We start from the raw sequence: 22,278 nt of genomic DNA, 5'->3' as shown, positions 1-22,278 counted from the left end.
GCCCGCCAGCGTACGCCGGAAGGCCGCGCCGCAGCGCACGCCACCGCCATCCCAGGCCCGCCAGCGCACGCCGTCGACGTAAGGCCGAAGCACCCGCCGCCGCAGGGTTCGCCTTCGGCGAACCCTGCGACGGCGGATGCTTCGGCCCAGCCCATCAGCAGCAAAGGATCCATCGCCCATGCCCACCACGCGATCACGCCGCCGCGTCACCTGGTCGAACCTCGGCGAACGCACCCGGCTGATGCTCCAGCGGCTCAACGACAGCATCCTGCTCAGCGAAAACGACCTCTGCGCCCTCGTCTGGCCCGAGGCCGTCAGTCGGCAAGCGCGCACCGAACGGCTCGCACGCTGGCTGGCCGAGCAATACATCCAGCCCATCGCCATCTCTGACGGGCGCGGCTACCAACTCGGGCGCCACGGAGCCCGCCTGCTGCGCGAGGCGGGCTTCCCACGCCTCGCGCCCGTGCGCCCAGTCGCCGCGCGCGTGCGGCCAGGGCTGCTGCTCGCCAACCGGTTCGGCGTCGCACTGTATGAAGACATCCGCACCGACCTGGGCATCAGCGGCATGGGCTGGATGATCCGGCCCTTCAGCGGCAGCGACGCCCGCGGCGACGGCCTCGCAGCGATTGGCTACGACCTCGACGGGCTGCCCGCGCAGCGCACGCGGCCCGACGCCTACGCCCCAGAGTACCTCGGCGCGGATTACACCCCACCGCCGGGCCTCGGCATCATGCGCCTGGTGGTCGAGATCGACAGCGGCAGCGAAGACGCCCGCCAACTCGCCCAGCGCGCCCGCAACTGGCGCACCCGCTGGGACCAGACCACCTGGCCGCCCGCCACGCACACCATCTTTCTCTGGATCACCGACCAGGGCTGGCCCCGCCTCGAAACCATCTGGAGCGCCTGGACGCAGCACGCATTGTTACCCGCCTTCTTCACCACCACCGCAACGCTCAGCCTTGGCACGGGCACCCACTGGCACCCCTGGAACCCGCGCCGGTACCTGCCTGACGGGCGCAGCGTCTGGGTCTGGTATGACATGGAAGGTCGCCCGCGCTCGCTGCGCCCGTGGGATCTGGAGGAGGCGGTGGTACGGTTTGAGCAGCCGAGGCCTGTTTTGCGCACGCGTTTTCAGGCTGACAGCCCAGCGTGGGATGGGTGGTAGTGGGCTAGGTATGAACAGAACATGCTGCCCAACGTGCCGACGCTCAGCAGCGGCGCGAATCGCCGTCAGATGCAACGTCTTGTTGGACACACCGCCAGTCCGGCGAGGACAAGGTGTCTCAAGTAGAGCATGGTGTGAAAAAGCTCTGAAACAAGCTGATTGCTTCTTCCATCCAGCGCCACCTTTCCGCGTCAGGTACATGTCGAAACTCTCGGTATCGACACTTCTCAGCCTTCCTATAACTGCCAGTGCGTAACGCCACTGGTCAGGTAGCCGCAGCGTTTTGGGGCGTTGTTGGCGGACTATCAATCAGCCAGATCAGAGACTCGGCTGTCACCGGCGACGACAAGCAGGTCGACAACCCGCTGCCAGCGAGTGATCTGATCGTCGGTGACGAGATCCGCTCGGCGTTCGTGGAGCCACTCGGGCAGCGTGAACGTCGAGGCGCAGTTGACGCCGCTCTTGGCAACTATTCGCTCGATCCAACGGAGACCTTGTTCAACCTGATTCGCAACATCGAGATCCCGTACCGCGATCACGAGATGATCGATGCTCATACGACTGCCGGTGATCGCTCTTAGCCATCGGTCTACCTGGGACCCCCAGGTGAGAAGATCTCGCCAGCGGTACGGCTGTCCCGCCAATTCGATCGTGATGTAACTCCTCCCGGCGGCCGAGTTTGGGATCAAAGCTGCCTCGGCGTAGTCCCCCCAGGTGTGCTCTGTGAAGAGCTCCGAGTTCGCCTCTGCCGTGTCGAGTACGAGATCCATGACGCTCGGCCAGAGCCGGCAGGCGTGCTGACCGGCCTCCGCCCGCTCCTCCGCCGCCGCCGCAAGGGCCTGTAGTGCTTCGGCCAGTACGCGCGCGTTCGAGACATAGTTCCGGACGTAGTCGAGCACGACGTCATCGCGCTCGTCGATCGCCTGCCACAGGGCTGCCCGTGCAGCCACGAGCGCGTCGCTCTGGCTGTGGTTATACCCGTGCTCATAGGTCAGCATCGCCCGCTGATACGCTGCAAGGAGGGAGCGCAACGCCGCTCGTGCGTCGTCCCGGCAGCACGCAGAGCTGATGGCCGCAGCACCCATCGCTCGTAGCGCGGGTATGAGCCTCTGAGCATAGATATTTTCTCCATTCAAGGTGTCGAGTGTGCTGGCCTCGGGTGGGTCCAGTCTGACGACCGGCTGTCGTTGCGCCTTGGTGTCCCATGGGCTTTTCACGGAGTCTAAGAAGGACTCTGTGACAAGATCAAGGGCGATGCTGTGGTGGCACCGGCCGTGTAGGTGTGTCGTGTCGCAAGGTGCGCTCCATACAGCGTCGAGCGCACGAGCGTAGGCAAGTCGCACCTCGCTCGCTCCCCTCACCGAAACTGCACGGTTGAGCTCGATGAGTTCATTCACGTCATCGGTTCCCTGGACGCCAAGCGCCGCTCGCAGGCTATGTGCCGCAGGTAGCAGTAGAAACGGCAACGATCGCGCAGCAGACCGATCGGCTCCCTGGCTGAAGAAGGAGTCATCAAAGCGATCGACCGAGGTTTCAGCAATGCTAGCTGCGACTTGCAGGAGGACCGTCGCGCTCCAGGCCAGATCGTCGTCAGCGACGGCGCTCCGGCCGCTGAGGTGCAACTCGACTGCCGAAGCTGCAGCTGCGACTGATCCGTCCGCCGAGAAGCCTACGGACTGAGGAGGCTTGTCTAGCAGTTGTCTCGCAAGGGCAATGTCTGCAGCAAGCGCTTCGGCATGGATGTCAGGGGCGCGACCGCCGTTATCGCGCACGTGCGCGTGCCGAAGTGTCAGCCCCATGGCGTCGTTCGTTCGGCGAAGATCGGCGTTACTGTCTCCCAGCACTTGCTCAACTTCTGGATCGCGAGCCAGCTGGATCAGTAAGCGGTCGCCCTCTTGCCTCACATCGTATGCGGCTCGGTCGAGGGCCGAGGCCCATATTCGAACAGCGGCGAGATGCTCGTGCGCACCAGTCGACGAGTCGTCCCCAACTCTGGCGACGGCGTTGGCCAGCAATCGTTTGCCGAGCGCCTTCAAATGAACGATGCGGTCGCCTTCTGCGCCAAGTGTCAGCATCATACTCACTTCGCGGAGGCTCCATCCCCGGCGCTCGGGGTTAGGTAGCTCGGGAACCCGTGCCGCGAGGCCGTCCATTCGGTCATTAACCGCGCGGGAGGACTCCAGCAGCCAGACCATGGGCTCCACGAGGTACGGATCAATTGCCTCTCCAGCGATCTCCAGGTGCCGAACCAACACGCCGAGGGCCAGCGCCGGCATCGCCAAGTTATGCGAACCTTTGAGCATGATCGTTGTCAGGACGTGAGGCGAAATGCCAACGCGGATGTACTCCTCGGTCACAAACTCAAGCGCTTGCAACGCGCTCATGCAGGGATATGGCCCGGTACCCATACCCCGGTACCAGACCCAGACGTTGCCATCACCAATGTACTCGCGTGGCTCACCGGTGATGGAGAGCACGTACTTCGTGCCGGGTCGATCTTCCTCAGCAGGGTAGCCGTAGCGATGGATCGAGAGCATGCGGACGCGGTGTCGAGCTGCCTGGTCGAGCATCCGGTTCAGGAATGTGACACCGCCGCGGTAGTCAGCTCGGAACAATGCGAGGAAAGGTCCCTTTGTGAAAGATGCAAATGGTGACCAGATTCCTCCGAATCGGTGATTGCGGATGCCATCATCGTGGACTCCACCGGACCACCCGAAGCCGTCATCCTCCTCTTCGATGTAGTACGCGGCCGCGAGGTCGATGAGGAGCTTCGAGTCGTAGGCAGAAAGGCTGTGACCGGCGAAGAGCGGCTCGACTGCGTGATCGAGTGAGTGCGGTTCGTCCTCGGCGATACGTCGCAGGATCGCCTCGCCTTCCGGCCCGAGGTCTGGCCCTAGCAAAGCGAGATGCTCGACCTGGGCGTCGCGGATCCACATGTGTGGGCGGTGTCGTGTGGGTTCGGGCCGTCGACGGCGGTGCCGCGACGCCGATACGCTACTGATTGACGCCAGGTTCCTCCATCGCTCTTCGTCAGCTGCGATCTCCTCTGGCGTTCGTGCAGCCAGTTGGGCTTGTCGGGTGGCTTCTTGCTCGTCGAGTACACGCTCCTTCTTCGCGCACTGGTCGAGGATGGCGTCGCGTAATGCAACTCGTGTTAGTTGACCGACGGGGGTGCCTTGATGCACGTGTGCCCGCAGCCAGTCACGGATCAGCTCATTGACTTCCTTGGCCAGTGTCTGTGGCGTTCCAACGTCGAGAAGTTGGGAGATCACCGGTTCAGCGATGATAGTGTCGAGTATCCCTTTGCGCTGGTGCCGGCCGTGCAGGATGCGAATCAAGCGCGCGAGCCCGTGAGCCTTGTTGTCGAGGAGCGTCGGCCACGCGTCCTTGAGTAGCTCGTCGCCGTCCGGCATCACCAGGAGTGCTTCGACCGGGACGTCGGACCATCGTTCACCCCCGCCAGCATCGGCGATCGCATCGATCCCTGTTTGGAGCCGAGCATACCTGCCGGCTCGTGGGTGCGCCGGCTCATCCGGCGCAGACAAGACGATCTCGCAGGCGAGTCGCGCCGACGCTAAAGTCCACCGCGGTGCGCCAATCGCCGTCAGGGCGGCTACAAGATCGCGTTCTGAGAGGAGCCAACGAGCGAGAGAGTAGGCGCGCAGAAGATCATGCTTGAAGGCAGGTGCCCGTTCCCATGGAAGGCGGCTGGCGGGGAGGAGCAGCCCGCTCCGTCGGAGGCCGTCGACGGCAGTATAATCGAGCCGTGCCAGCAGGTCGTCGACATCACCTCTCCGCACCGCATGAACAGCCAGTCGCAACATGACTTGCTCGCGGGCATCGGGCGCTCCCATATTGCGCCGCTCGTCATTTCGCACAAGGTGATGCCAAATGTGGTCGAGTGCCTGCGCCTCGCTGAGAGGCAAGCCAGGATCGTTGGCTCGCGCGAACAGCTCGATGACGATTGGTCGGCGCAGGAGCTCGCGAGCACGCGGGTTGTCGACGAGTCGCTGAAGGACGGGGATGTGCGAAGCGGCAGTTGCAAGCTCGTCATCGTCGAGTCCTTGAACCGTGAATTGGCGTGGCCCGGATGTCATCAATTGAGTGACGGTGTCGACTCCTTCGGTCGCTGCAATAGCGATCACCTTGAGGCCCGCGCCCCGCGCGCTGCGAAGCAAGTAGGAGAAGGCATCCCTATGGTCTTCGACGGCTGCCTCTGCTGAGTCAATAACGAGGAGACGGTCGGGAGCAGTCAGTTCCGAGAAGAGGTCCTCGAATGGAGTGGAGAGCAGTCCGAGTAGCTCCAGTTGGCTAGCTGGTAGGTGCCGCAAGTTGAGGGCAATCGCTTGACGGTTTACGTCCAACTCACCCGGTTCGATGGCATCCATCACCAAGGCGCTCTTGCCAACGCCAGAGTCACCCGTGACGATGAGGTCGCCGTCGACCGTCATCGCAGCTGCGAGTTCCTCGCGGATCGCGCGACGCGGCAGCTTCAACGATGTCGATCCGGCCCCGATGAGTGAACGCGCCACTGCTAGGCGGGCTTGCTCATCGAGTGCGAGCAGGCGCGTCCAGCCAACTGGCGGTACGTGTGCGTCCGGACGGATGTGGCCGTGGAGCCGTCGGCGCAGCAATGCGGCGTCGACCACGGCAGCGCTTCGCGCAAACTCAGCGGACAGCTGCTCGATCCGATCGCGAAGAGCGACGGCTGCTTCATTTGATGGATCGAGCGCAACCCGCTTCAGGTCGCTGACCAGGCGAGTCCAGTCACCCTCGTGACCGGTCTCCAGATCGACTTGCATGATCCACAGCCGGCGGAGCAAGCTCCAACACCGGTGTTCGGGGGTTCCAGCATCTTTGTCGAAGATCTCGGACAGGGCGGCGGCAACCATGTCGATGAGATGATCGAGCCGACTGTGGATCGCAAACCTACCCGGCGTGCGAATAAGTTCGATGAACTCTTCGGCGGTCGACTGACCTCGAGCGACAACAGCGAGCTCGGCGATCTCGTGCGAGTGCGTTTGCTGGCCGGAGACGGCGACTGCAAGCCGGCGCTCTACGAGTGGCTCGGAAGCATGCTCGGCGTCGAGATCCGCTCGAACCAGTGCTACAACGAGCTCTTTAGTCTTCTCGTCGCTCCTGATGAACTTCGGCGAGCGGCGCACGGCGATCTCAAGGCGAAGGGAAGTCCCTGCCGCAGTGGATGCTGTGGCGACAAGGTCATCCACGCTTGTTGCCGGGGACTGTTGGAACGCGACGCGCTCCGGTGCCCGCTCGCCCAACTCGAGCATAGGCTCAGCCGTGAGTAGACGAACCAGCAGCACCGCCCCGAGTCGGTGCTCAAGGCGCGTGCCACCTCCGCCCGTGGAGTACGGGCTTGCAGTGCGACGGCTCTCGTCAGTCTCGTCTGGCATGACTAATGGAATTTACTGTATATGACAATCATAAAATCGATCTAAATTAAATAGTTTTAGTTGCTAAATATCACATATTTAAAAGAATGTAAATTGATCCCAGAAACTGATCCTTCCCAAAGTCGCACGATTCCTATGACGGTTCTCTCAAAACACGACGATGCAACCGGCAGGTACTGATATCCCACAACGACCTTACTATTATTTGCATGATACCACACCAGCCGGATGCGAGATAGTGCCCCACCACCACCTCAATCGGCAGTGATCACCGATGCGCTCCCCTTGAAACGGCTCAACTTGTCAAGCACTACGCATTGCCTCACATTCGATGGAACCTTGACAAGATCGTTGCCTCACGAAGCATGTCACTCAACGCACGTGAACCGAGCGAGCGTCGGGTATCGCGTGAGGTTCCTGTGGTGGTCATGCTGAGGATTCCTACTTGGACACGCTGGTGCGCACTGATGTCGCCACCGGCTGAACCGCATGTCGCCCGCTCTTGAACAAAGGTCAGCATGGTGTTTGCCCAGGCCATGACCCAGGTGCGGCAGCGCTTTTCCATGCTCCTGGTTGGCATCGAGAGCGACAACGGTAAGGAGTTCCTCACCAACGAGCTACTGGACGACGGTGAGTGGGAGGATATCACGTTCACCCGCAGACGAGTCTCCAAGAACGGAATCTCACTGAGGTAATCCTGCTCTGCGTTCTGCGTTCTCACATGCTTCGTTCCGCTTCAGGAAGCCCAATCCTCCAGTATCAGCCCTGGCACCTGGGCGAAATCTCGCGCGTTGCGGCTGACCAGGATCGAGCCCTCTGCCAGCGCGATCGCGGCGATGCGCAGATCCTGCGTTCCAATGCGAATCCCCTGGCGGCGCAGTGCTTCGACGTGATCGACTGCGGCGGTCGTGTAGTCGGCCAGGTGGATTGTCTGATAAAACGCGACCGTTTCCCGTAGGCGCACATACCCACGCGCCGCGTCAGCCTGCGAACGGGCCTGGCGAATCACGGCCAGCCGACCCTGAAGCTGCTCGCCAAGCGTGATCGTCGTGACGGCCAGGTCGTTCGGCGCAGTGGCCAGGACGCGAGCGACCACCTGCGGGTGGCGACGCTGAAAGAGGGAGACGTGGTCGGTATCGAGGATGAAGCGTGGGTTCATACGGGTGGCGCGTCATGCGTGTCGGCAGAGCGCAGATCGGCAACCGCCGCCTCAAACGTCGCCCAGTCCAGGTCGTGCTCCCACATGCCAGCGAAGCGCAGCCAGGGATGTTCCACAGCCGGATCCGGGATTGGGAGCTCGACCTGGATCACGCGGCTGTGCTGCTGCAGATCGGCCAGGGCGACCCGCAACTGCTCCACGGCCTCAGCTTCGGTCGCACCACTGACCACCAGCTCGGGCAGCACCAGGGCACGTGCCGTGTAGCGGTTGTCCGGTTGGCGGGTGATGAGCACGCTCGTCGCCATCATTTCTTCTCCCATGGGCTGGCACCGACTGATCCGCAGTCACTTTGTGACCATGCATCACATGCCGAGCGTCAGCACGCCGTATGCCAATTGCACCGCTCGCGATATTTCACCATGATACAGATCGCTCTGTCACATCATAGCACATCAGGCAGACATTGCTTATCGCATCCTGCTGCGTTGATCAGCAGTGATCACCGATGCCCTTTTCTCCACAAACGCCGATGATACCTCCAGGTTTATTCGCGTCGCAGCGCTTCCTTCATCGCGCTGCGTTGTTCCAGGAGAGCTGTCACGATGCTCATCAATGGTGCTCACCAGGGTTTGCTGGCCGAAGATTGGGATGTCACGCCCGTTCCGCCACCGCGTTCTGATGTCACGCCCGTTCCACCACCGCGTTCGGCGGATCTGCCGCTTGATGCTGCGCCACCCCCCGCGCCCGTGGAGGCGGGCGCGCTGTCGGTGCGCCCAGGCCACGGTCTGGTGCTGCCCGATGGCGTCGCGCTGATGCTTGAGACCGCGCTGCACGGTGATCGTGCGCCCAGTGGAACACCTGATCCAGAGGGGCGACCGCGCAGTAAGAATTTGACCATCATTGTCGGGACGGTGCGCGTCGTCACCACGGGACGCGGCGAGGGCCGCCGGATCTTTACCGAACTCGGCGCTGCCGAGTATCGCTATGAGTTGAGTATCCATGAGGTCGTGGGCGATGCGCAGGGGGCGGCGCGGGCGAGCTATCGCTTGCCGATTACGATGAGTGATGCGGTGCGTGCGCGGGCCGAGCACTTACTCGTGGATGGGCAGCGCATCGCGATCCTTGGTCCGTTGGGCATGGAGGAGTACTATGACCAGCGGTTCCAGCGCGATGCCTACGATGCGGGACGCCGTACCTGGGATATCCGCATTGATGTGCTGGGCGTGCAGGAGGTCGGCGATGATGTGCCCGATATGGCCTGGGTGCAGCTTGAAGGCGAGGTCGTCGATCGGCCACGGGTCTATCCGCGCCAGTACGGCGACCGGCGCACGCTGGTTGAGCATTACGCTGGGGTGACGCTGCGTTACCGCGAGGTGCTGGCGGCCAGTTTTGGGCGTGCGCTGCGGCCGGTGGTGAAATCGATCCCGGTCGAGGTGCTGATCAGCGCGGATGAGGCGATCATTCCTGGTAGCGATGCGCTGCTGCGTCCCGGCAACAAGGTTGCGCTTGAAGGCCGCTTGAACCCGGCGACCTTCCGGCTCCCCCGCGCTGCCCGTGAGGATGCGACAGTGCAGACGGCGTTGGAGCGGACTCGTACCCAGTTTGAGACGCGCAATGCGGATCTGACGCAGCGGGCTGAGGCGGCGCGTCAGCAGCGTCAGGCGGCCCAGGAGCGGGCGCAGCGCGAGGGTCGCCCGAGCCAGACCCCGTCAGCACGGCAGCAACCCTTGAGCGGGGACGCCCTGGAGCGCCAGATTGCCCGCGCCCAACAGCGCCTGCTCACCAATCGCCGTGTGCGCGTCGAGGTCGGCTATGTCGAATTGCTCCAGGGCACGCCGGCGTCCAGCGAGGAACGCGCCCGCCTGATCGCCGAGGCCGGTGAACGACGCCGGACCCCGCCAGCACGGCGCGAGGCCGCCGCCCCACCTGACCGCGCCGCCCTCCTGGCCGCCCAGGATCGTGATGCAGTACAGGCGATGCGGGCAACTGAGAAGCGTGGCGCGGCGGTTGTTGATCATCCAGCAGGTGCTGGCGATCACGCTACCGCTGATCACGCCGAAGCCATTGGCGATCACGCTGCCGCTGATCACGCCGAAGCCATTGGCGATCACGCTGCCGCTGATCACGCCGAAGGCGTTCGTGATGAGGCGGTCGGTGATGATCCAGCCCATGGTGGTGACGCGGCGGTCATGGATCACGCCGAGGCGGGTGATGACGATCCGCGTGCGGCACAGTCCGGCCTGGTGCGCCCACGCCGACCGCGAATGCGCCCGAGTGCGGCGGATGACGAGCCACGTGCGACGGGCGAGGGCGAGTCGGGTGACGCGGTGCTCAGCGCGTGAGCACCGTGTCACCTGGCACGATCACGCTGGTCGGGCGCACCAGTGCCTGGCAGCAGCGGCTGCCTGCGGGCGCGGCGGATCGGGGCTTCCGGCCCCCGCAGCCCGCCCGTGGCGCCCGTCCGTTCTATGCCAGTTGGCTACACCACCCGGCCTATGGCACGCTCGGCGTCGCTCTGGCCCCTGACGCGGAGGGACACGGCCTGGCGCTGCGGCGCGGTCAGTGGGTGCAACTCACCGGGGTCGTGCGCCCCCACTTTGCCGTTGCCCTCCCCGATGATCCGCGCTCGGCGCAGGCGATCAGCCTGGCCCCGCTGCTCATCGACGTCACGCAGGTGCGCCTGGTCTCGCGCAACGATGACCTCCCGCCCCTCACCGTGACGCCCGCCCTCCAGGTACGCGTGCTGCCCCCAGCGCCAGACAGCCCAACGACGCTCCTCCCGTTGGCTTCCTGGGCGGACGCCGTCTACTGGCGGAGTAGCGCCACCACCGCAACGGTCAGTGTCGCCTGGAATAGAGTGCGCGGTGTCGTGACGCCCAGCGGGTCGCTCCGCTACCTGCGCTACGTGCTCAGCCTGGATGCACCGCGCCAATAGACCGCGAGGATAGCCGATAACCAAGCGTACTCCAGGTGGAGGTGGTGGACGACCGCACCTCTATCCACCACGACAGAACCCAACGTGCGCAACATCGGGCAACATCGGGCCGTTTGCGGCAGTCTTGTGTGTGCTTTGCGTTCTTGTGCGGCTCACCTGTGGGCGTCTGAGCGAACCTCCAATGCCCAGGCCGCCGTGTCCATGATGCCAGCCAGCAGAGGCAGGGCGATTACATCATACGAAACCGGATACAAAAAAATACGCTCTCTTGAGCAGCATGTGCATGCAACCAGCGGCGCAAATGGCGGCACCCGCCAACAACGGGGCACCCGCAAGGGGTGCCCCTACAGGGCCGGGTCCGGTGTAGGGGCACCCCTTGCGGGTGCCGATGTACGGGCATCCCTGGCGGGTGCCTTGGCGGGGTGTATACACGGAAGATACCATCGCCCAGCCAGCAGAGGGATGCCGGAAATCCTACTCATCGCTCGTCGCTCGTCACTCGTCGTTCGTCACTCATCGCTCGTCACTCGTCACTCGTCACTCGTCACTCGTCGTTCGTCGTTCGTCGTTCGTCACTCGTCACTCGTCACTCATCGCTCGTCACTCGCCACTCGTCACTCGGTCACTCGTCACTCATTGCTCGTCACGAAGGAGAATGTACCTATGTCAGATCTGTGTCGGGTCCTCATGATCGGCCATCTCAGCCGCGACCTGCAACGCCGGCGGCGCGACGATGGGGTCATCTACGGCGTCAGCACGCTGTGCGCGGCGCGTACGCTGCTCGTCGCCGGGCACCCGGTCGTGGCGACCACGCGGCTCACGCTGGAGGTCGTTGGTGCCGCACGGGTCGCCAGCGTTGCGCAGCAGTTCGGTGCTGGCAGTCGCGTCTTGGTCGAGGGCCACCTGGAACTGCGCGAGGCCACCGGGATCGAGCGCCTGCCGCTGGCCGATGGCACCGGCGAGGTGTTGGTGCGTGTCCCGCGCCGCGAACTGATCCTCGTCGTGGCAACGATCTTCAATGCTGACCCCCCGCTGCCAACGCCGGAGGCCCAACGCCAGCCGGCGCAGGTCTGGTGGGACGAAGCGGCGTAGGGTGGGGTAGGTAGGTAGGAGCGCCGCGCCAGGTCGGATGGTGCTCTGGCGGGGCTGATGATCAGCGCTGCCCTGGTCAAGACCTCCGTGGAGGTGGAGCTCGCCGACCGTCTGGTATTGCTGCTCTTTGGTGTGCAGCAGAGCGCTCTCTTCATCCTGTCGCCCCTGCATCGCTCGTCCGCTGGCCAGGACAGTTCGCGAGCCACCCTTCTGCTCGCCTGGTCAGGCACGCCGCTCCAGCTCGCCATACGCGCGACCATTTACCCGTCATCAGCGTGGCACTTGTTCTGATCGTGCTCGGAAGTCTGCGCGCAACAGCGGCAATCCTCTCGGCAGGTCAAAGCTTTGGCATGGAGCCGACGCACCGTGGTCTCCAGACCCGCCGGCTCTACCGCGTCGTCCGGCCCCCCGATCTATGCCGCCTACATGCCGATCGTGGGCGCTTTCTGCTCTCCTACGCCTCGACCAGGATGCGCGGTACCAGCGCTACCCGCAGCAGGGGTGGTGGAGAGTACTGCCGGGAGTGTGGTAATATCCACAGACTAATCGACTCCGTCCCGACAATCCAAGCATCATCCTCGTTAGGAGGGGAACAGGTATTGCTACCTTTTTCACTGCTGATCGGACATAGCACGCATCATAAACGCTCACGCGCTTTACTGCTTGCTTAAGTCGAGCGCTAACGTTTCCCCGTTCATTTGCAGCAAGCCGCGAGGGTATACCGATTATGACCGACGAAGACACAAGCACACAGCCTTCCAATGTAGGGGTGTGGCTAGGCATAATAATTGGAACTAGTATTGCAGGCCCAGGGGGAGCGGCTGTTGGTGGCCTGGTAGGAGCCACCATTGAAGGCCTAACAGGCAACATCCTGGGTAACCTTGCAAGCAACGGCATTACAGCCCTTGCACAGCGAGTTCGTCATCAATTCTCTCCTCAGGAACAGCAGATCAGCAGAAATCTCCAGACAACCTTTCGTACAGCCTTCCAAAATGCTGTTTATGATATTGGTGGAAGAGAAACATTCCCGCAACCATGGAAACACCCACGTTCGGTTCCGGTCGCACTGTCCTATCGCTCTACACCAGGCGGACAGAGTCTCGTCAGTACAGACCCGGATCTTGCGGCTCGTATGGATCATCTGCTGCGAGAAATAGATCACGCAGTAGTAAATGGACAACTCTTACCTATTACGTTTTCAGATACAGCGTCTTTTACCAGAGCACAGACCTACATCGAGAACACAACACCTCGATCCCTCTCCGAAGACTTCTACGACAATGCTGTCGCACCTTTTCTGAACGATCAGTTCGCTTCGCTCATGGGGGAGTTACGGACTTTTCAATTTGAGGGGCATCTACGCCAAAATATACTTGTACGGACACTCGTACATATGGAAGAACTGCTACGCCGCGACGCTGAGGCATGGCGGGCATTTGAGCGCATCGTCCTAGAACAAATGCGTGATGCTATTAATAGCGTCGGCTCCGATCAGCAGAATATTGCAACTCAGCAACAGCATGTCTTGGCTCAAATAGATGAGCTACTATCACGCCCTCCCAATACTGCACTGCTAGAGAATTTTTCGGCGAGGCTGGATGAAATTGGGCAGCAACTTCGGCGCGAATTTCAGACCATACCAGCAATACTCCGCCTTGAAGTCACTGAACCAGTCACTGATGCGCTGGCTGGTATGGAGCAGCGAATCTCAGAACAGCTTCAGGACGCCCGCTCCGACATAGCTTCGCTACGACCTACGCTGAAAACTTTCATTCCTAAGGAGTCTTTCTTCGCCGCCACCCTTAATCCCACGCATCTCTTCAATCATGCTATTCCTTTCATCGGGCGTGAGATCCTCTTGGAGCGTCTCGATACCTTTATTGGTTCTGTACCAGATCTTGCGATTTTGAAGGGCCGAGGAGGGATCGGCAAAACCCGTTTACTCTTAGCATTTGCCGAGCAACTTCAGCAACGACACCCTGACCTGGACATATGTTTCATAGCTGAAGGAGTCCCGATTACTCCAGAGAGCGCTAACGAACTGCCAGATGCCCCTTGCCTGATTGTTGCGGATGATGCGCATCGGCGTGATGATCTGCATATTCTGTTCGCCATCATGCAGCAACGCACCCAACCAACGAAGGGGCTCCTGGCGATCCGCCCACAAGCAATAGACCATCTCAACTCGCTCCTATCACAGGCACATGTTGATATTCGCCAGATTCTCTATCTTGACGAACTACGCGATCTGACGCGAGATGAAGTGCGCGCACTGGCGCGTAATGTCCTTGGGGCAGATCAGGAAAAGCTTATAGACCAGCTAGCTGCTGTCACACGGGATAGCCCACTCGTCACAGTTATTGGGGGACGCCTCCTTGCGGAGCGACAAATAAGCCCACATCTGCTGGAGCGCGACGATGAGTTTCGGTATGCCGTGTTGTCACGTTTCGAAGACATTCTTGTGGGTTCGGTTCATCAGCAGATTAATCATGATCTCTGCCGTGCGCTCCTAAAGCTGATTGCAATCTTGTCGCCATTGCGTGATGAAAATAGGCTCGTCGAAGCTGTCGCAGCATTCTTGAAAACAGATCAAGCTACAGTGATGAAAGCATTAGATGTGCTCGAACAGGCAGCGGTATTGTTACGGCGTGGCTACTCCCTACGCATTACGCCAGATGTGCTGTCAGATCATATTCTGCATAACGCTTGCGTAACCTCAGGTGGTCAAGTCACAGGGTATGCCCAGGAAATTTTCGAACAATTCGCACATTTAGTTCCTTCGCAGATTCTTAGTAATCTCGCTGAGTTGGACTGGCGCATCCATCAAACGACGGTGCAAGCACCTGACGCTCTAGCGAGTATTTGGCAGGTCATTGTAGCCGGTTTCCAGGAGGCATCGCACGCGGGCCGCTGCAGAATTCTAGATTCACTCAAGGATGTGGCATTCTATCAACCAGAGAGAGTGTTGGAGATCGTTACCCTTGCGATACGCGAGCCAGCCGCGCCTGTTGAGGATGAAGCACCTCAATGGTTCACGCATGACCAAGTGCTGCAAAAACTTCCACCGCTTCTCCAACGCATCGGCTACAACCTGGATTATCTTCAGCGCTGCTGCGATATTCTCTGGCAGCTAGGAAGAGATGATGCGCGTCCTACCAATAGCAATCCGAATCATGGCATGCGTATCCTTCAGGACTTCGCACAATATGACATTGGCAAGTATTATGTCTTCAATGAAGGCGTACTAGAATCTGTGAACAGATGGCTACGAAGGGATGCTGCGCATTCACATCTGCACTCACCTTTGGAAGTGCTTGATCAGTTAATGGCAAAGAGTGGACACTCAGATTACTCAGAAGGCTACTGCATTGTTATGCGCCCCTTCCTGGTCTCTTATGAGGAGACCCGTCTTCTTCGCGAGCGTGCGCTTGATCTGATTGCTGATTGTGCTCAGTCTGCGGATACGAAAGTAGTTCTTCGCGCTATTCAGAGTCTTGAGAACGCCCTCCAGCCACCGCGAGCATATTTCAACATGCAGATTTCTGAGGAAGCCCGAAAACAATGGCTCCCTGAGGAGCAAGCAGTGCTAGAGCTTTTTGCGGGGGTTGCTCAAGCATCAATAAATCCAGTCGTTCATCTCAGGATCATCAAAACTTTGGCATGGCATACGCGCCATAATCCTTCGAATGAAATCAGGCAGCGCACACGCGAGATTATCGCTTCAATTCCCGATACGTACGAGCTACGTCTGATCAAGATACTTAGCCATGCTTACGGGCGTATCTGGCTTCTTGATAATGAGGGTAGTGGTGCGCGTCTTGATCATGCGCAGAGGGAACAAAAGAAGCAAACAGTAATTAATGCATTGGTCAAAGAGTTTATAGAGACACATTCCGATCCAACTGAGGGTCTTCAGTATATTCACACCAAGCTCGAAGAAATTCAGGCTGATGGTGCGAGACCTGCGCCACTTGACTTTGCGATGGCTCTTTCACAAAGCCACCCTCAATATGCTGCAGCGATGGCTGAAGCCCTTATCGAGAATCCCGATAATCACTTAGCACCGTACATTGCCTGGCTGCTTTTTGGTCTACGCCGTGCTGATATTGATACTACGCTGGCGTTGGAGCAACACATTGCAAGCCGTGGTAATGCTACATTAGCATTTTCCTTGACTCATGCCTTCCGTTGGGAGCAATGGCGAGCGGCACTTCAACCTGCAGATGTAGAGGTTTTACAGTCGCTTCTTGGATACCCAGATCCAAATGTGAGTACACAGGCTGTAAGCGTTATGGGGTATGTTGGGCAGATATTGCCGGATTTGGTCATACCAATAGCTTTGAGCATAGAAGTGGGAGATAGTCCCGTGCGAGCAGAAGCCCTCTGCCGAGTTTTTCATAAGGATCACGGCATCCATCATGAAAAACTGACTGATGAGCAACTGGAACTGCTGCTCTCCAAACTGGAACTTGTTAAAGAGATAGGCGACTACGACATTCGGGAAGTGCTGGGCTATATGGCCTTGCGATTTCCGCGTCGTATGGTTGAGTTCTTGATACAGAGAATACGGCATGGTAAAGCAAGCCCTGATGCCAATTTTGAACCTCTACCACTTGATGGCTTGGGGGAGCAGCTTACTGTTCTTGCTGATAGCGAACAGTACAGTGACCTATTACGTTTGGTACGAGATAGTGCGCTTGACGAGGCAACCCATCATTCACGTGAGCTTTCGGTACTCTATAAAGCCATGTCACTTAATTACCAGGTAGCAAGTCTTGCTGTGTTGAAGGAGTGGATTGATAGTGGTGACGAGCAGAAAATTACGCTAGCAAGTATGTTGTTGCGGGAGGCATCTCTGTCATTTATCTTTGAAAACGAGAATTTCACTATGCATCTGCTTGAGCAGGCCTACAGTGTAGATACTGAGTGCTATAACAAGGTGCAGGGCCACCTTGCGAGCACGGTTCTGGATGGAAGCAGATCTGAAACTGCAGGCGAGCCATTTCCTCAAGATATCTTGCTACAAGATCAGGCGCATGCAACGCTGGAGCGCCTATCTCAGAGTTCTCCACTGCGCGGCTTCTACGAGATGCTCCTGTGCAGAGCAGAGGCACATATTGCCGACTCGCAAAGGAGGGATGAAGAGTTCGATGGCTAAATTATAGAGCGTGCGAGGTGCTCTATGTACAGCATTCGGAAGCAAAACGGTTCTCTTAATTTATTCATGCTATTTCATGCTCTCTTTCGCGGTTAGATAAGTATATATTCCTCTGTATTGCCTTGCCTGATCTTGCCTTGGTGAGGCATACCTTCCAACCCTCACACTTCCTTTTATTATCAGTCAGCCCGACTGATGCCCCGCCAACTCGTCTCACCCATACTCATCTCACCACCCCTGCTTCCGGCAGTCATTTCTGAACTGCACTGTCTGGTCGCAGGCGGCATTCGCCCGCCGGGGAAAGGGAAATGTCTGAAAGATGAAAGATGAAAGATGAAACGGGCAAGGCATCCAGTGGTGCCTGCTGCGCTTTCGGCTTTCGGTTTTCTGCTTTCTGCTTTCCCCGGCCCTTCTGATGCGCGTTGTGCGCTTATCAGTTGTGTGCGCAGCCTCCCCAGGCTGCGCGTGATCCGGCGTGCCCGTCGCTGCGGGCCGTCGCACGTGAGGTACTGCGATGAACGAGGAACTGTTCGCCAACAACGACGAGGAACAGGACGAGGAGCAGGACGAGCAGGGCCAGCCGATCCCCGAGCTGGAAGCGTTCGACGAGGACGAGCTCGACGACATCTTCAACCGCCTCGAGCATGGTGCGTAGCCTGGTGTATCCGCCGCATGCCCTATCTATCGTTCCGCAGCGCGCAGAACGGCCCCGTGGTCATCACCACGAGGCCGTTGGGTTCGCCGCCCACCAAGGAGGTCTTTGTGCCAACGTATCTGCACGGGGCGCTCAGCGCCTATCTTCCGCCGCTGCGCCTGGTCAGCCGGGCGAGCCAGGAGTACGCTGGGGCCTGCCCGTTCTGCGGCGGCGATGAGCGTCGCAGCGATCGTTTTCATGTCTGGCTGACGCCGACGGGACGCGAGCGCTACTGGTGCCGTCGCTGTAACCGCAAAGGGCCGGCATCCGAGCTGACCAATGAGCGGCCATCACGTCGCCCCAGCCAGTCGGCTGAGCCGCGCCGCCCACGAGCGGATGGCCCGACCCCCAGGCCGGAGCACATCCCACACTATCGGGCGCTGTACGCGCTGGTCGCGACCTGGGCCGAGGCGAACCTGCATCAGCCCTGGAATCCGGAGCCGTTGGCGTATCTGCGCCAACGCGGCTTTGACCTCGCGACGATGCGCTGGGCCAGGCTGGGGTATGCCCTGCGCGATCCCCAGTCGCTCGTGACCTTCCTGGAACGCCAGGCGCCCTGGCTGCTGCCCTATGCGGAGGAAGCCGGTGTGCTGACCCGCGATGAAATGGGAGGGGCAGCGCATGCGGATCGAAGACCGCATGCGGATCGGACACCGCACGTTGACCCGACACCGCACGTTGACCCGACACCGCACGCGGTGTCCCTACGAACACACCCGAATCTTTGCGGGCGGATTGTGATCCCCTACCTCAGCGCTGGCGAGGTCTGCGACCTGCGCACGCGGCGCTTTCCCGGCACGGGCTACACCTCGCTCCCCGGCAGCTATGCCTGGCGTGGCGCGACGGTGCCGCTCGGGTGGGATGCGACGCGTGGGAGCGAGGTGGTGATCATCACCGAGGGCGAGTTCAAGGCATTGGCGGCAACGGCGGCCTTTCGCGTTGGTGCCCTGCCCTACCCCGCCATCGGCCATCCTGGGCTGAACTACTTTCGCCCGGCGTGGGCAACGGCGCTGAACCGCCAGGGCGTCCGCGTGGCGATCCTGGCCTACGACGCGCGTGCGACGCGACCAACCGATGATGACGGCCATGAACACCTGGCCCCCGAAGAAGCCTGGACGATCCGGCACGGGGCGACACTCGCCGCCGCCGGGCTCCAGGTGCTGGTCTTGAGCCTGCCGCTGGCACCCGGTGCCGCGAAGGAAGATCTCGACAACTTTCTGCTCATCCACGGCCCCGCCGCCTTGACCTGGCACCTCCACACCCATGTTCGCCCGCTCGCTGTCTACATCGCTGACCTGCCGCGAGCGCTGCTTCGCGCCGCAGGACTTGATCATCATCTGGGGACTGCGTAGAAAGGAGCCCTCCCTTGTCCACCACGCCCGACCCGCTCGTGCCGCGTCACGCACGCCATCATTCCGCTGGACTCGTGCCGCTCCCGGCACGTCTGAACCCACCCGTCCGGCATCAGCCACTCCCGTCCCGAGCGCAGTCGCGTAGGTCGCCGAATCAGGCAGTCACGCGCCGACGCTGGCCACGTGCCCTGCGCGTGGTCGTGTGGGTTGGCAGTGTGCTACTGAGCATCATCGCGATTCTTGGTGTCCTGATCCTGACTGGGCAGACCGAACTGGTCGCCTGGATCATCGTCGGCGCGGTGCTGGCGGTTGTCTTTGGCACACCGCTGCTGTGCGTCGTGAGCCTGTTCATCTGGTATGGCTGGGCCGTGACCCGCATGGGACGCGCTCGCCAACGCCCGCCCGCAACGAAGACCAGCGCTGCGCCGCAGGTGGCGCAGACGATCATTGTGGGAGAGGTGGTGCTGGATGCATGCGTGCAGCCACCCGCATCTTCTGTTGGCACGCGTCACGGTACCGGCTATACTACATGGTAAGGAGGATCTGGATGCCTGCACGCGATAGCTATCATCAAGCCGTCAAAGCCGCACGCATCGCCGATGGTTGGACAATCACCGCTGAGGACGATACCATTCCGGTCGGTTTGCAGCGGGTTTCCATTGACCTGCAAGCGGAACGGGATCTCATCACGGCGTATCAGGGAAGCGAAAAGATTGCGGTTGAAGTGAAGCGCTTTGTTGGCGCATCGACAGTCAAAGACGTGCGAGACGCTGTTGGTCAGTATGCGCTCTACCGCAGTGTCCTGCGGCGGCTTGATCCCGAACGTGTGCCGTATTTGGCAATTGATCATGAGACCGCGCATACCACGTTTGTCAAACCGCTGGCCGAGTATCTTGTCACCGACGAGCATGTCCTGCTGGTGATCATCGACATCGCGGCGGAAAGGATGGTCGAATGGAGAAAATAGCCCACTACCGCGCGATCCTCGAGCGCATGATCGCGGAGGAAGCCGCACGGATATCGACGCACCCCGAGGTGGAAGTCTGCCAGATCTGTGATCCGGTCAGACACCACTATCAGCTCCTCTATCTTGGCTGGCACGGGCCCACACGGGTGTTTACCCCGATGATTCATCTGCGGATCCATCATGGCAAAGTCTGGATCGAGCATGATGGAACGGAGGAAGGCATTGCGATGCAGTTACTCGCTGCCGGAATTCCGCGTGACGAGATTGTGCTAGCGTTCTACTCGCCGCAGAAACGTCCCTTTACCGAGTTTGCCGTCGCCTGACGCCCCCATCACGTTGATGTGATCGCCCCTGCCCCCTGACGCACGTGTGCTTCAGGGGGTTGTCGTTTCCTCTGCCTGGCGCACGCGGTGCTCTTCCCGGTCTGATCGTCACCCATATGATCTTCTCTTGTCCGACTGGCGTTGTGTGCCATGGCAGGGTATGTCCTCTTGTCGCTCGTTCCGAAGAAAGGAGTTGCAATGGGAACCCGTGATCTGAACAAGATGATGCTCACCGGCCAGCTTGAGGCTGAGCCGACGATGTGTTTTACCGGTGCTGGTGAGCCACGAACGACGTGGTACGTGCGCTGCGCTGGCGCACACGATGCCACGCTGACTGAGCGCGTGCGCCTGGTGGCCTGGGGGTCACCGCTGGCCGAGCGCTGTAATGACCTGCGCCCGGGCATGCAGGTGCTGGTTGAGGGCCAGCTCCAGCGCTGTACCGCGGATGATCCCGCAGAACAGGCCCGCTTTCCGCTGGAAGTGCGGGTGCGTTCGTATCTCGTCCTTGACCCTGGTGACGCAGCGGCAGCGGTGCTGGTGCCTGTTGCACCACGGCCACCCGCTCCACCGACCCGCACCGTGGCGCCGCCACCGGCCCCACCGACCCGTACGATGGCCCTGCCACCGGCCCCACGTTCGACCGTCCCGCCAGCACCCGTACGCCCATCGCTCCCGATGCAGCCTCCCCGGGCGACGGCTTCACGACGACCCACCATCGCACCCCCAACCGACCCACGCGAGCCAACGTCCCACGCCTGAGGCGGGAACATCGCTTCATCACGTAACTTGGCGCGCTTGATTCCAGCTCCAACCGACCTACGCGAGCCAACGTCCCGTGTCTGAGGCGACCGCAGCGGCTTCGCGACGCGTAATGACACCGCCCACCGTTCGTGGCGGTTTTTTTGTGTTTCCCCCTTCCCGTTGACCATGCCTCGCCCCCGCGTTGTGGTGAAGAGCCGCGTGGGGACGAGGTCGGTTCTCCGCCTCGGTCAAGGAGGTGAACTCTGATCGGTTTTGTTCAGCGAAAGGACATTGATCTCATGAACACGTTTGCAACTCGGATCGCCACCGTCGCGACGCCGACCGTCAATGATGCGACGCCGACCACGCCCGCGATCTGGTGGTATCACGGCAACAAGCCGGCCAAAACCCCCGGCGTCTTCTACGTCAAGGGCACCGCGCTCCAGCAGGAGCCAACCGAGCCTTGGGTGCCATCGCAGCGCTTCGAGCACGAGGTTGGCTTCGAGACCCGCACACTGCATCTGGCGCTGATTACCTGGCGTCAACAACCCTACCACGTCGTTGAGATCGTCTCTGGTGGCGAAAAGCGCAAAGATCGCCGCTACCTTGCAGCCTGGGAGCCCGGTGCCCAGATTCACACCGAGATCGTTTGTCTCGCCGAAGGCATCACCGAGCCGGTCGTCTGGTCGTTCCACGGGATGACCGGGCGTGCGGTGATGGGCAAGACGGGCCTCTTCAACGCCTACCGCAACGGCCTGTTGCGCGAGGCGGAGCAGATCGCCGGCAAACGCCTGCCGCTCTGGACCTTCTGGCTGCCTCTGTCCACCCTGGTCAACGCCAAGCATCAGGTGGTCTACACCGACACCGGCCACGGCTCACTCGTCACGCTCCCGATGCTGGCGCTGCCGGAGGCAGCGAATCAGACCCTCATGGACGACTTGTTCGTCGGCGAGGCGTGGGTGACGTACGGCTACGAGGTGCGCGCGCAGTTTGAGGACTGGCGGCACCAGCGTCGTGGTCTAAACGGTCACACCAACGGCCACGGTCACCCCAACGGCCACGGTGCCGACGTGATCGAGGAACCGCTGGCGGACGAGGATGCACCGCGGTAATCTGCCATGCCCTCCCACGGATGGCTCCTTCAAGATGGTATACTCCTGCCATCAGCCACTCGAATGGAAGGGGATCGTGATGCAGCTTCTGGACATTGTGGCGGCCGAGCCGCTTGAGGGCTTTCACGTCCGCCTGACCTTCACTGACCACACCACCCGCGAGGTG

At 60.7% G+C, this 22,278-nt stretch carries 16 protein-coding genes; 13 read left to right on the top strand and 3 right to left on the bottom strand.

The window, feature by feature from the left end; all coding sequences use genetic code 11:
- Positions 1 to 178 precede the first annotated feature (178 nt).
- Positions 179 to 1,165: a hypothetical protein gene (locus EKD05_RS19150; protein ID WP_129675993.1), complete on the top strand. Its 987-nt coding sequence runs from the start codon at positions 179 to 181 to the stop codon at positions 1,163 to 1,165.
- A gap of 305 nt (positions 1,166 to 1,470) precedes the next feature.
- Here the strand turns inward: EKD05_RS19150 and EKD05_RS19145 are convergent, their stop codons facing one another.
- The 3 genes from EKD05_RS19145 to EKD05_RS19135 all read right to left on the bottom strand — a co-directional run bounded on the left by EKD05_RS19145 (position 1,471) and on the right by EKD05_RS19135 (position 8,058).
- Positions 1,471 to 6,456, bottom strand: coding sequence for a hypothetical protein (locus EKD05_RS19145; protein WP_129675990.1), 4,986 nt, complete (start codon positions 6,454 to 6,456; stop codon positions 1,471 to 1,473).
- An 859-nt stretch (positions 6,457 to 7,315) separates the two neighbouring features.
- Positions 7,316 to 7,738: a type II toxin-antitoxin system VapC family toxin gene (locus EKD05_RS19140; RefSeq protein WP_129675987.1), complete on the bottom strand. Its 423-nt coding sequence runs from the start codon at positions 7,736 to 7,738 to the stop codon at positions 7,316 to 7,318.
- Positions 7,735 to 8,058, bottom strand: a complete 324-nt coding sequence (locus tag EKD05_RS19135) for a hypothetical protein (protein ID WP_205703987.1) — start codon at positions 8,056 to 8,058, stop codon at positions 7,735 to 7,737. Before EKD05_RS19135 ends, EKD05_RS19140 begins: the two co-directional genes overlap by 4 nt.
- A 282-nt stretch (positions 8,059 to 8,340) precedes the next feature.
- On the opposite strand from EKD05_RS19135, the gene EKD05_RS19130 reads away from it, so the two are divergent.
- The 12 genes from EKD05_RS19130 to EKD05_RS19080 all read left to right on the top strand — a co-directional run bounded on the left by EKD05_RS19130 (position 8,341) and on the right by EKD05_RS19080 (position 22,112).
- A complete protein-coding gene (locus EKD05_RS19130) occupies positions 8,341 to 10,080 on the top strand; it encodes a hypothetical protein (RefSeq protein WP_129675981.1) in 1,740 nt (579 codons plus the stop codon).
- Complete coding sequence (locus EKD05_RS19125; RefSeq protein ID WP_129675978.1) at positions 10,077 to 10,673, top strand: hypothetical protein; 597 nt, start codon at positions 10,077 to 10,079, stop codon at positions 10,671 to 10,673. The genes EKD05_RS19130 and EKD05_RS19125 overlap by 4 nt, the downstream gene beginning before the upstream one ends.
- 462 nt (positions 10,674 to 11,135) lie before the next feature.
- Complete coding sequence (locus EKD05_RS19120; RefSeq protein WP_129675974.1) at positions 11,136 to 11,765, top strand: hypothetical protein; 630 nt, start codon at positions 11,136 to 11,138, stop codon at positions 11,763 to 11,765.
- Between the two features lie 57 nt (positions 11,766 to 11,822).
- A complete protein-coding gene (locus EKD05_RS19115; RefSeq protein ID WP_129675970.1) occupies positions 11,823 to 12,056 on the top strand; it encodes a hypothetical protein in 234 nt (77 codons plus the stop codon).
- 436 nt (positions 12,057 to 12,492) lie between these two features.
- Complete coding sequence (locus EKD05_RS19110; protein ID WP_129675967.1) at positions 12,493 to 16,923, top strand: ATP-binding protein; 4,431 nt, start codon at positions 12,493 to 12,495, stop codon at positions 16,921 to 16,923.
- 514 nt (positions 16,924 to 17,437) lie between these two features.
- On the top strand, positions 17,438 to 17,578 hold the full coding sequence (locus EKD05_RS25885) for a hypothetical protein (protein ID WP_165360819.1): 141 nt from the start codon (positions 17,438 to 17,440) through the stop codon (positions 17,576 to 17,578).
- Positions 17,579 to 17,685: 107 nt separating this feature from the next.
- Positions 17,686 to 18,969, top strand: a complete 1,284-nt coding sequence (locus EKD05_RS19105; RefSeq protein ID WP_129675964.1) for a hypothetical protein — start codon at positions 17,686 to 17,688, stop codon at positions 18,967 to 18,969.
- 14 nt (positions 18,970 to 18,983) lie between these two features.
- Positions 18,984 to 19,505 carry a hypothetical protein gene (locus tag EKD05_RS19100; protein ID WP_129675961.1) on the top strand — a complete coding sequence of 174 codons (522 nt, stop codon included), beginning with the start codon at positions 18,984 to 18,986 and terminating at the stop codon, positions 19,503 to 19,505.
- An 11-nt stretch (positions 19,506 to 19,516) separates the two neighbouring features.
- Positions 19,517 to 19,936, top strand: a complete 420-nt coding sequence (locus EKD05_RS19095; protein WP_165360818.1) for an element excision factor XisH family protein — start codon at positions 19,517 to 19,519, stop codon at positions 19,934 to 19,936.
- Positions 19,924 to 20,259, top strand: coding sequence for a XisI protein (locus tag EKD05_RS19090; protein WP_129675954.1), 336 nt, complete (start codon positions 19,924 to 19,926; stop codon positions 20,257 to 20,259). The genes EKD05_RS19095 and EKD05_RS19090 overlap by 13 nt, the downstream gene beginning before the upstream one ends.
- A 198-nt stretch (positions 20,260 to 20,457) precedes the next feature.
- The gene (locus tag EKD05_RS19085; protein ID WP_165360817.1) at positions 20,458 to 21,018 is read left to right on the top strand and encodes a single-stranded DNA-binding protein; all 561 of its coding nucleotides are present in this window, start codon (positions 20,458 to 20,460) and stop codon (positions 21,016 to 21,018) included.
- Between the two features lie 281 nt (positions 21,019 to 21,299).
- Entirely contained in the window at positions 21,300 to 22,112 is an 813-nt protein-coding gene (locus EKD05_RS19080) for a hypothetical protein (RefSeq protein WP_129675947.1), read from the top strand.
- The last annotated feature ends 166 nt before the right edge of the window (positions 22,113 to 22,278 follow it).

It is taken from the genome of Candidatus Chloroploca sp. Khr17, from assembly GCF_004138165.1.
Lineage (GTDB): Bacteria > Chloroflexota > Chloroflexia > Chloroflexales > Chloroflexaceae > Chloroploca.
The sequence above is the reverse complement of the archived record's forward strand: the minus strand, read 5'-3'. Positions and strand labels throughout refer to the sequence as shown.